Raw genomic sequence first — 9,608 nt, forward strand, 5'->3', positions numbered from 1 at the left:
ACAGGCCGTAGGCGCGGACGTGTTCACCCGGTGCCACCACGTCGGCGATCAGCGCAGGGCCTTCAGCCCTCGATCGCGCTGCAGGCCGGCGCCGCGGACGCCATCGCCGAACTCGCCGCCCGCGGTCTCGGCGTCGCCGTCCTCAGCGAGTCGATGGCCCATGGGTACCGCGACCGGCTCGTCATCCACCGCGTCGCCGATGCCAGGACACCGGCTCTGCTCGCTCTGGTCTGGAAGAACGGGCACCATCCGCCGGTGCGTGAAGTGCTCAAGGACTGCCGCCGTGCGTTCAAGGGGGCCGGTCCCGCGTGAGGAACCGGCCCCTCGCAGCCCGTCAGTCCGCCACGGGCGCGTAGACCGACTCGAAGGCCCACTCCCCCGAACCCACCGCGTACACCGCGACGTCGCCCTCTTCGGAGACCAGCCGCGCACCTCGTGGCGCCCGCACCTCTCCGGAGGTCGCCGGCACCTCGACCGTGGCCGTACTGCCCGCGGGCACGCGGACGTTCAGGCGCAGGGCGTCGCCTTCACGGCGCCAGTCGCTGACCGCCCGGCCGTACGGCGTCGTGTACGTGCCGCGGGCCGAGGTGAGGTCGCCGACCACGGCCGGGGCGATGCGCAGTTCGCGGTAGCCGACCGAGCCGGGTGCCTGGTCGAGTCCGGCAAGCCGGGTGGTGAACCAGGCGTCGATCGCGCCGAGCATGAAGTGGTTCTGCGACTGGCCGGAGCCGCCGTCCCAGGTCTCGCCGAGCGTGGTGTTGCCGGCGACGACCTGGAAGCCGTAACTCGGGGACGTCGTCTGCGTGGCGATCTTGTAGACGAGGTCGTCGTGCCCGGACCGCGACAGGACCCGGATCGCGGCCGGCAGCGAGATCTCGCCGAGCAGCAGGTGATGGTCCGCCGCCTCGACCGATGACACCAAGTGGCCGAGGAGACGGTCGCGTTCGCCCTGCGGATGGGCGCCCATGTCCAGGGCGAGAGCCGCCGCGCCCTGCCCACCGCCGCCGAACGTCCCCGTCGCCGGGTCGTAGAACTTGTCGGAGAGCGCACGGGCGCTGGTGTCCGCCTTGGTGCGGTACGTCGCCACGTCCTCGTCCTCGCCGAGGACCCGCGCGATATCGCTGAGCCCGTTCACCACCCGCCAGTAGCCGTACGTGCCGGACACGGCCTTCGGGAAGGTGCGGTCCGGGGTGAACCAGTCCCCGAGCGAGTAGTCGAGGATGCCGTCCACGACCTTCTGCTCGAGGAAGGCCACGTACTTCTTCATCTGCGGGTAGTACGCGCGCAGCGTCTCCTTGTCGCCGTACGTGGTGTACAGCTGCCACGGCACGAGGACGAACGCACCGCCCCAGTTGGCGTCATTGCGGTAAGTCCCCGCCAGCTGCACGTAGTCGGGGACGGTGGACGGGATCAGCCCCTCTTCGGTCTGCGCGTCCGCCATGTCGCGCACGATCTTGCGGAGATACGCCTCCATGTCGTAGTTGGCGGCAAGGGTGGGGAAGACGAGCTGGTTCTGTTCCAGCCAGCCGAGCTTCTCGCGGCTCGGGCAGTCGGTGAGGACGCTCATCATGTTGCCCTCGACGGAGCGGCGGATGATTGAGTGGATGCCGTTGATCAGCTCGTTTGAGCTGCTGAACGAACCGGCGGAGGCGTTGTCGGCGCGCAGCACCTTGCCCCGTACTGACACCTCGGCCCCCTCGGGAAGGCCGCGGATCTCGACGTAACGGAAGCCGTGGTAGTTGAACTTGGGGTGCCAGGTCTGCGGGCCGGATCCCTCACCGGTGGTGTAGCCGTCCCACAGAGGTGCGCCGACATTGCTGATGGACTGGTGGGCGCGGCCGTCCTTGAGACTCTCGGCCGGGTACGCGCGGACGGCGGTGCCCTCGGGTGCCGTGACCGTGATCTCCGGCCAGCCGGCGATATTGCGCCCCAGGTCGAAGATGCGGCTGCCCGGCGCGGCCTCCGGTACCTCCTCGCCGTTCAACGTCTCGACGACGCGCACCGGTTCGGTCTCCCGGGCGCTGAGCGCCGGCGGGTCGTCGGGGGCAACCCGCGTGGCCTCCTTCCACTTCGAGCGGTCGGCACCCGGCTTGTTCCACCCCGGTATCGCGCGACGGGCGTCGTAGTCCTCGCCGCCGTACCAGTTGGACGAGGTGGTCGCGCCGAGCGTGGTGCGCCAGTCGGGTCCGCTGGAGATACGGCGTACCGTGCCGTCTGCGAGCGTCACCTCCAGCTGCGCGATGAGCGCGGGGTCGGCCTTGTTGCCGTACAGCTTGCGGTAGCGGTCCGCGGTGCTGAGCTGGTTGGAGATGCCGTTGCCCAGCTCGACGGCCACCGTGTTGGCGCCGGGGCGCAGTTGGTCGGTGATGTCGTACGTCGCGTACTGGACGCGGTCGGCGAAGTCGGTGTTCGCGGGCTCGAGCACCGCGTCGCCGACGGGCCTTCCGTTGATGTCCGCGTCGTACACGCCCAGGCCCGCCATGTAGAGGCGCGCCTGACGTACCCCCTTCGGCAAGGTGAAGTCCTTGGCGAACAGCGGGAGTCCGGAGGGCAGATACGGCTCGGGCGGACGCTGTCCGGTGACGTCGGCGACCGTCTCGTACGGGCCGTCGGCCGCGGCGGCGGTGGCCAGCGTGTAGTCGACGGGGAAGCCCGGTACGCGGCCGTCGTCGGTGAGGACGTCGGCGCGCGGGTGGAGCACCACCTGGTCGAAGGTCTTCGCCTCCTTGAGGTCGAGGGTCACGGTGACCGGCTTGTCCCGTACGTCGGTGGTCGGGTGCGGCAGGCTCGCATAGCCGGCCGCCTGGCTCCAGGCGCTGTTGGTCACGCCGTCGACGGCGAGTTTCGGCTCCCACACCTTGCGCTCGGTGTCGGACTCCGAGGCGGTCACAGTGGCGCCCTGGGCGAGTTCGGTGTCCGGTGCGGCCGAGTCCCGTACGGCGATCTCGGCCAGCTGCAGACGATGCGCGAGCGCCGGGAACTCGTCGGCGAGGGGCAGTCCGAGGCGGGTGACGTCGAGGCGGAGATAGCGGGAGGTGGTGCGGGGCACGGTCACGGTGACCGGCTGCACGGAACGCTCGCCCAGCTGCCAGTCCTCATGGGTGATCCAGTCCGCGGACCAGTCGCCGCGCTGCGTGAGGCCGGTCTCGAAGACGGCGGGCGCGCTCCATCCGGAGGCGCGGTCGGACCCTTGGGACCAGACCTGGACGCGCCAGTGGACGCGGGCACGGGAGCCGAGTGCCTTCCCCGCGTACGTGGTCCCCGGGACGGCCGAGGTGACCTTGCCCGAATCCCACAGGTCGGGGCGGCCGCGTTCCAGAGCGGCGCGGCTGGTGGCGGCCTGCACCCGGTAGGCGTGCTGGGCGGCGCCCGAACTCCGGGCGGTGAGCTGCCAGGTGAGGTCGGGGGTGGTGTCGTCGATGCCCAGTGCGCTGCGCAGGTGCTGGGTGCGCAACGCAGTGGGGTTCAGGCCGGTGCCGGTGCCGGCTGCGGAGGGCGCCGCGGAGGGCACGACCGTGACCAGGGCGGTCAGGGCGGTGGCGAGCAGGAGGGATCGTCTTGCCATACGGGGTCTCCGGTTCAGGTGGGCGGGCGTCGTCGATGCGGGGACGCGTCAGGCGCGCTTGCAGGCGTGGATTGCGTCAGGCGGCCCGCGTCAGGCGGAGGCCGGCTTCAGGTCCACGGTCAGCGGCCGGCGCGGGCGCAGCGTCACCGGGCCGAGGAGGCCGGACGGCAGGGGCTTCTTGCGCTCGTTGGACAGGGTGTTGGACACACGGACGGCGAAACGGTTCACTCCCGGCCGCAGCCCGTCGGTGACGTCGAGGACATACGGAGCCCACACCGCGGGACCGAACTCCTTCCCGTTGAGCGTCACTTGGGCGACCTCTCGCACCGAGCCGAGATCGAGCAGGACGCGCCGCCCGTCCAGGAAGGCCACGTCGAGCGTGACCTCCTTGGTGTAGGTGGCGCTCCCGGAGAACAGCGGGTCGAGGTCGACCCAGCTCGCGAGCGGCCGGGTGACGGGCCGGGCGCCTTCCTTGGCGAGCGTGACGGTCCAGTCGCCGTCGAGGGTGAGCGGCGTCAGCGGATCCTCGACCTTCGCGGTGCCCCGGTAGGTGCGTCCGCCGTCGCGGCCCGTGAGGTGGAAGGTGCCGGCCGCTTCGGCGAGTGCGCTCACGCGCAGGGTGCGGCGCTCGCGGGTCACCGCGGTGACGGGCAGGCCGTCGGCCTCGGTGAGGTGGGGCGTGGGCGCGGCGTTCCTCCGTACGACCACGGCGAGCGTCTCGTACGGGGCGAGGGTGAGCGGCACCCGGACTGCTCCGCGCGTGCTCGGCCCCTGCACCGGTGCGGGCCGGACCTTGCCGGTGGCCGGGTCCCACAGCTCGGGCCGGCCGTCGGCGGGCAGCGTGGCCAGGGTGGTGACCACGGTGCCGCTCTCGTTGTTGAACAGGAACGCCGTGTCCGTGCCGCGGGTCGTCCGCAGCACCCGTACCGCATCGGCCGAGGGCTCCAGAACGGCCGCGGACACCCCCTCCTCCCGCGCGACTTCGCGCAGCCCGTCCACGGTGGCGATGTGCACGGCACGGCCCTTGCCGTGGCGCCGAACCCCGTCCTGGGGCAGGAGCCTGCCGAGTTCCGCGACGAGCACCGCGTCATCGCCGTCGGCCGCGAGCTTCGGCGGCTCGCCGACGGCGACGACGGTTCCGCCGGAGCGTACGAAGCGGGCGAGCGCGCGGGCGGTCGCCGTGTCCAGTACGGGTGTCGAGGGCAGGACGACCAGTTGGTACGACGCCTCCCCCACGTGCAGGGTGCCGTTGACCGCCTCGGCCTGGGCGAGGAGTTCCTTGTCGCCGCTGAGCGCTCCTTCGTGGACGAGGTCGAAGTCGACCTGGGCCCGCTCGAGCGCGAAGGCGGCTGCGGGCAGCCCGTCGTCCACCTCGTCCTGCCGGTCGGTCCCGGCGAACTGCTCGGCGGCGCGCTGGGGTTGCAGGATCGCGGTGCGGGCCTCGGAGGTACCCCGCGCGAGCTCCATCACCCGGCCGATCCACGCGGAGACCGGCGGCATCGCCCACCACCACGGATTGCGCGGTCCGAACGGCGGCGCGAAGAACACCCGCTGCTCGTCGGTCCACAGAGCGTGCAGCACCGTGAGGTTGATGCCCCGGGCCGCGAAGGCGCCGAGCAGGGCGCGCATGAAGTCGGGGGCGATCTGCCAGCCCATGTTGCCGAACGCCTCCATCAGGACGCGCGGCCGGCCGGTCTGATGAGCCACCGAGGCGGGGTTGCGCGGGTCCATGGTCGGGGTGTCCAGCTCGTACTCGGCGGTGATGCAGTCGCCGCCCGGCACCTGTGCCCACTGGTTGACCTTGTGCAGATCGCCGGTGGACAGGATGCGCTTGGACATGCCCACCTCGTCGTACAGCGGGTTGGTGACCAGGCGTACGCCCCACTTCGCGTACTGCTCCGCCTGCTTCTCGAAGTAGCGCGAGAAGCGGTTCGAGACGGCGCGCCAGTACCGCCCGCGCAGCACACGCCCCCGCTCGCCGAGGTCGTCGAACGCGCTCGCGTACGCGGCGCCCGGTTCGGCGCCGGTCTCGGCCAGGGCGGCGGCGAGCGCGGGCGACCAGGGGCGGCGCTTGAAGGGGTGCGGGCCCGCGGAGGCGATGAAGGGTTCGTCGTCCCAGAAGCCCTTGACCACACTGCCGAAGTAGCGGCCGAAGCGGCGGTGGTACTCGCCGGGCACGATGTCGAGGAACAGCTCGACGGGCTCGTCGTCCAGGAGGTCGGTGTAACCGCGCACGTAGCCCGAGGAGTCGTCCACCAGGTCGACGCCGCCGAACAGGTCGATCTGCCAGCGTCCGGCCGGTGCCTGCCAACTCCCGCCGTCCAACTGCGCGGTGAGTTCGATCAGCTCGTCGGCGTCCGTGGAGCCCACCGGACGGGCGGTGGCGGCCACGGCGCGCGGGACGCCGTCGGGTACGGCCCGGTTGACGAAGTCCCCGGCCGCGGCAGGGGTGTCGAAGGTCTGGGAGTACAGCGTGCCGCTGCCGTCGGTGACCGTGAGGTCCTCCCACAGGGCGCGCTGCCCGTCGCGGGCGTGCACGCCGACGGTGCCGCGGATGAGCGTCTCGTCGGTGACGGTGCCCTTGTCCTTGCCGTCGAGGGTGACGGAGCAGACCGGGCCGCGCAGGGTGGCGGTGAGCGCGTGGAACTTGGTCTTGTTGAACCCGTCCGTACGCGTCGACCTGGCCAGCTGGGTGACCTTGCCGCCCGCCACACGGGAGAGCGTGACGACGCCGCTCTGGTCGAACTCCACGAGCAGTCCCTCGCGGCCGTCGGCCGAGGCGCGCACGAGCATGCCGCCGGCCGCGAGGTCGGCCTTGATGGTGCCGGTGACGGTCACATCACCCCACTGCGTGCCGTCGCGCAGCACGGCCGGTCCGGCGAGCACCGCCGCGTCGGCGACCAACTGGCCTTTGTCCACGCCGACTCCGGTGGTCTGCGCCAGGCTGACCGCGACCGGTCCTTCGACGACCGCGGTGGAGCGCCACAGGCCCTTGAGGGCCAGTTCGGGCCGGGGCTTGTACGTACGGGAGCCGACGGTGCCGCCCTTGGTGATGAAGTAGCCGGCGCGGCCGCTCGGGAAGTGGTTGTCGTTGAACAGCCAGACCTTCATACCGGTCCGCGCGGCGGTCTCGATGACATGTCCGACGACGTCGAACCAGCCTTCCGTGAAGAAGGCCGGCTGCATGTCCGCGTTGTCGTAAGGGAAGACGACGACCTCGTACATGCCCTTGTCCCGCAGGTCGGCCATCTGCCGCTCCACGAGCTCGTTGGTCACGGGGCCGTTCCAATACCAGTAGACGGCGGGTCTGCTGTCCCGGCGCGGATCGACGAATCCGGCGGGGTCGAAGCCGCGAGCGCCGGTGGCGGCGTCGAGGCCGAACGCCCCGGCCGCGGGGACGTCGGCGAGCGCGGCACCGGGGACACCGGCGGTGACGGCCGCGGCGGTCAGCGCGGACAGGGCGACGAAGCGGCGCCGGCTCACGGGCGGAACCTCACCGCCCGGGACTTGCTCGAACGGCTGGGCGGGCTGCGGCTGCTGGGGCATCTGGAAGCTTTCTGTTCAGGGGTGGAAAACGCGGGTCAGGAACGGGCGAGCCCGGAGATCTCCTGCGCCGTCAAGGCGTGGTTGTGCACGCGGAAGTCGGCGATCGCGCCCTGCAGATACGGATGGGTGGAGTTCTGCGAGCGGCCCAGATAGGCGCGGGGCGTCACACCGAGGAGCAGCGGGGATGAGACGAAGGCCTCGTTGCGCCCGGACTCCGCGCCGTCCACGTAGAGGACTCCCCCACCGGACCCGAGCACGAGCGCCACATGGGCCCACTTGCCGGTGGGCAGGGGTGCGTCACCGTCGATGAGGTCCTCGCCCTCCATCCCCGCGATCTTCAGGGCCGCCCGGGGCCGCCCTGTCCCCGTGCGCGCGGCGAGGAAGAGGTAGGTGCTCTTGTGGAAGCCGAGATCGAAGATCCGGGCCGAATTGACCTGGGCGTCGACGCGGACCCAGGCGCTGAGCGTGAGTGCGGTCAGTCCCGTGATCAGTCCGGAGGGCAGCACCACATGCCCGCCTTGCCCGTCGAGCGCGACTGCGGGGGTGCGGCCGTCGCGCCCTGTCGTCCATGAGGCGCCGCCAGCCAACGCGCCCGCGGGCCGTGTGCCGGCGGTGTCCCGCACTGCGGTTCCGGACCCTTCGTCGAGGAGGTAGCGCGCCGTCTCGCGCGGTGGCGCGGGCGGCGGCTCGGTCGCGAAGTAGACGTTGTAGTGCTGGTGATGGACCTGGTGGAACGGCAGCAGGTCGACTGCTCCGCCGTCCGGCTGCGACGCGCTGAACCGCACCGGATCCGTCCCGACGCGCCGTACCGACGAGCGCACGAGGGACGCAATGGTGGGCGACTTCATGTCCCCGTACGCACCGGCGAGCACCAACGGCCCGTACGACAGGGCATGCACGTGCGGGTTGTCGGGTGCGGGCCGCCAGGTCAGCGCGCGCGGGAAGGACAGTTCGACGGTGTCGCCCGCACGCCACAGCCGGTCGAGGGTGACGTGACCGCCCGGCCGCACGCGCTCCGGGGCTACGGGCCTGGAGTTGACCCTGACCTGCGCGGTGAGCGGCCGGTCCGCGTCCGCGAGCCAGCCGGGGATGCGGACCTTCAGGCGGAAGCGGGCGGCACCGCGGTTCACGGTGATGCGCACCGGGCCTGACGCGTCCGGATGTCCGCCGGACTGACGGAGGGTCACTCCCTTTCTGCGCCAGGTCAGTTCGGAGGGGATGAAGAGGTTGACGTACAGCTCGGGCAGGTCCGTGCTCTGCGGGTGGGAGTCGGCCGACTCGAAGTAGATGCTGTCGGCGAACTTCGTCTGCGTTTCGAGCCCGGTGCCGTGGTCGCAGGAGAAGTTGTCGTAGTCGCTGCTGTAACTGCCCGGCGCCGCGCCGAGCCCGCCTTTGGGCTGACGCCGCGAGCCGGCCCAGAGGCCCGTGTAGTAGGTGACATAGCCGTGGGCGGAGTCGGGGTCCTGCTCGCCGAGCATCTGGTTGTACAGCGCCCACTCGTAGTGGTCCATGTACGCGGTGCGCTCCGGGTCGTGCAGGAAGAGCCCGCGGCCGAGCTTGAGCATGTTGTACGTGTTGCAGTTCTCGCAGGTGTCCTCGGAGAGGCGGCTGACGAGTTCGCCGGGCGGCCCGAAGAACTCCTGGTTGGAGTTGCCGCCGATGGCGTAGGTGTGATCGCGGACCACGATGTCCCAGAAGTGTGTGGCGATCTTCCGGTAGCGCTCCTCGCCGGTGGCCTCGTACAGCCGCGCGGCGCCCACGACCTTGGCTATCTCCGTGTTGGCGTGCCGCCCGGCCAGCTCGTCGCGGCCCTCGGCCAGAGGGCCGAAGAGGTCCTCCTGGTCGAAGCGGCGCGCGGTGCGCAACGCCACCGCATCGCCCGTGGCCAAGTGCAGCGCGGCGAGCACGTCGTTCATGCCGCCCCACTCCACACGCAGCACGTTGTCCAGTCCGCTGCGGTCGAGCGCCGCCAGCCGCCGCTCGGCCCAACGGGCCATTCCCTGAAGGACGTTGAGCGCCTCGTCGTCGCCGCAGAGCCGGTACTGGTCGAGCAGCCCGGCCATGATCTTGTGGATCGTGTAGTACGGGGCCCAGGGCTTGCCGCCCGCTTCCAGGTCCGCGAAGACCTGCTCGGGAAAGGCGGACAGGTAGCCCTCCGAGAAGCCGGCGGCGGGTGCCGCGCGCTGGCAGGCCGCGAGGGCACCGACCAGGTGACGGCCCTTGTCCGCGTACGCCTGGTCTCCGGTGTTTGCGTACGCGAGCGCGAGCCCGGACAGGAGGTGGCCGGTGGTGTGCCCGCGCAACTGGACCGTCGGCGCCTCCCAGCCGCCGCAGGGTTCCGCGTCCGAGGCGAGGCCCACGGTGACGCGGAAGGTGTGCAGCAGGCGGTCGGCGTCGACGGCCTTCAGGTAGGCGCAGGTGCGGAGCATGTTGGCGCGGAACGGGCTCTCGAGCAGCCTGACGTCACCGAGGGGCAGTTCGGCGAGCAGGGGGCGTT

At 71.3% G+C, this 9,608-nt stretch carries 4 protein-coding genes; 1 reads left to right on the top strand and 3 read right to left on the bottom strand.

What is annotated here, in order from left to right; translation table 11 throughout:
* Positions 1-312 (top strand): LysR substrate-binding domain-containing protein (locus ABT367_RS38950; RefSeq protein ID WP_352258395.1); only part of this gene is annotated, 312 nt, incomplete at its 5' end.
* A gap of 22 nt (positions 313-334) precedes the next feature.
* Here the strand turns inward: ABT367_RS38950 and ABT367_RS38955 are convergent.
* The 3 genes from ABT367_RS38955 to ABT367_RS38965 form a co-directional block, all read right to left on the bottom strand.
* Positions 335-3,565: a family 78 glycoside hydrolase catalytic domain gene (locus ABT367_RS38955; protein WP_352258396.1), complete on the bottom strand. Its 3,231-nt coding sequence runs from the start codon at positions 3,563-3,565 to the stop codon at positions 335-337.
* Between the two features lie 90 nt (positions 3,566-3,655).
* Positions 3,656-7,111 carry a glycosyl hydrolase gene (locus ABT367_RS38960; RefSeq protein ID WP_352258398.1) on the bottom strand — a complete coding sequence of 1,152 codons (3,456 nt, stop codon included), beginning with the start codon at positions 7,109-7,111 and terminating at the stop codon, positions 3,656-3,658.
* A 35-nt stretch (positions 7,112-7,146) separates the two neighbouring features.
* A partial coding sequence (locus ABT367_RS38965) for a beta-L-arabinofuranosidase domain-containing protein (protein WP_352258400.1) occupies positions 7,147-9,608 on the bottom strand: 2,462 nt, incomplete at its 5' end.

Origin of the sequence: Streptomyces mesophilus (genome assembly GCF_040300965.1) — a bacterium.
Lineage (GTDB): Bacteria > Actinomycetota > Actinomycetes > Streptomycetales > Streptomycetaceae > Streptomyces > Streptomyces mesophilus_A.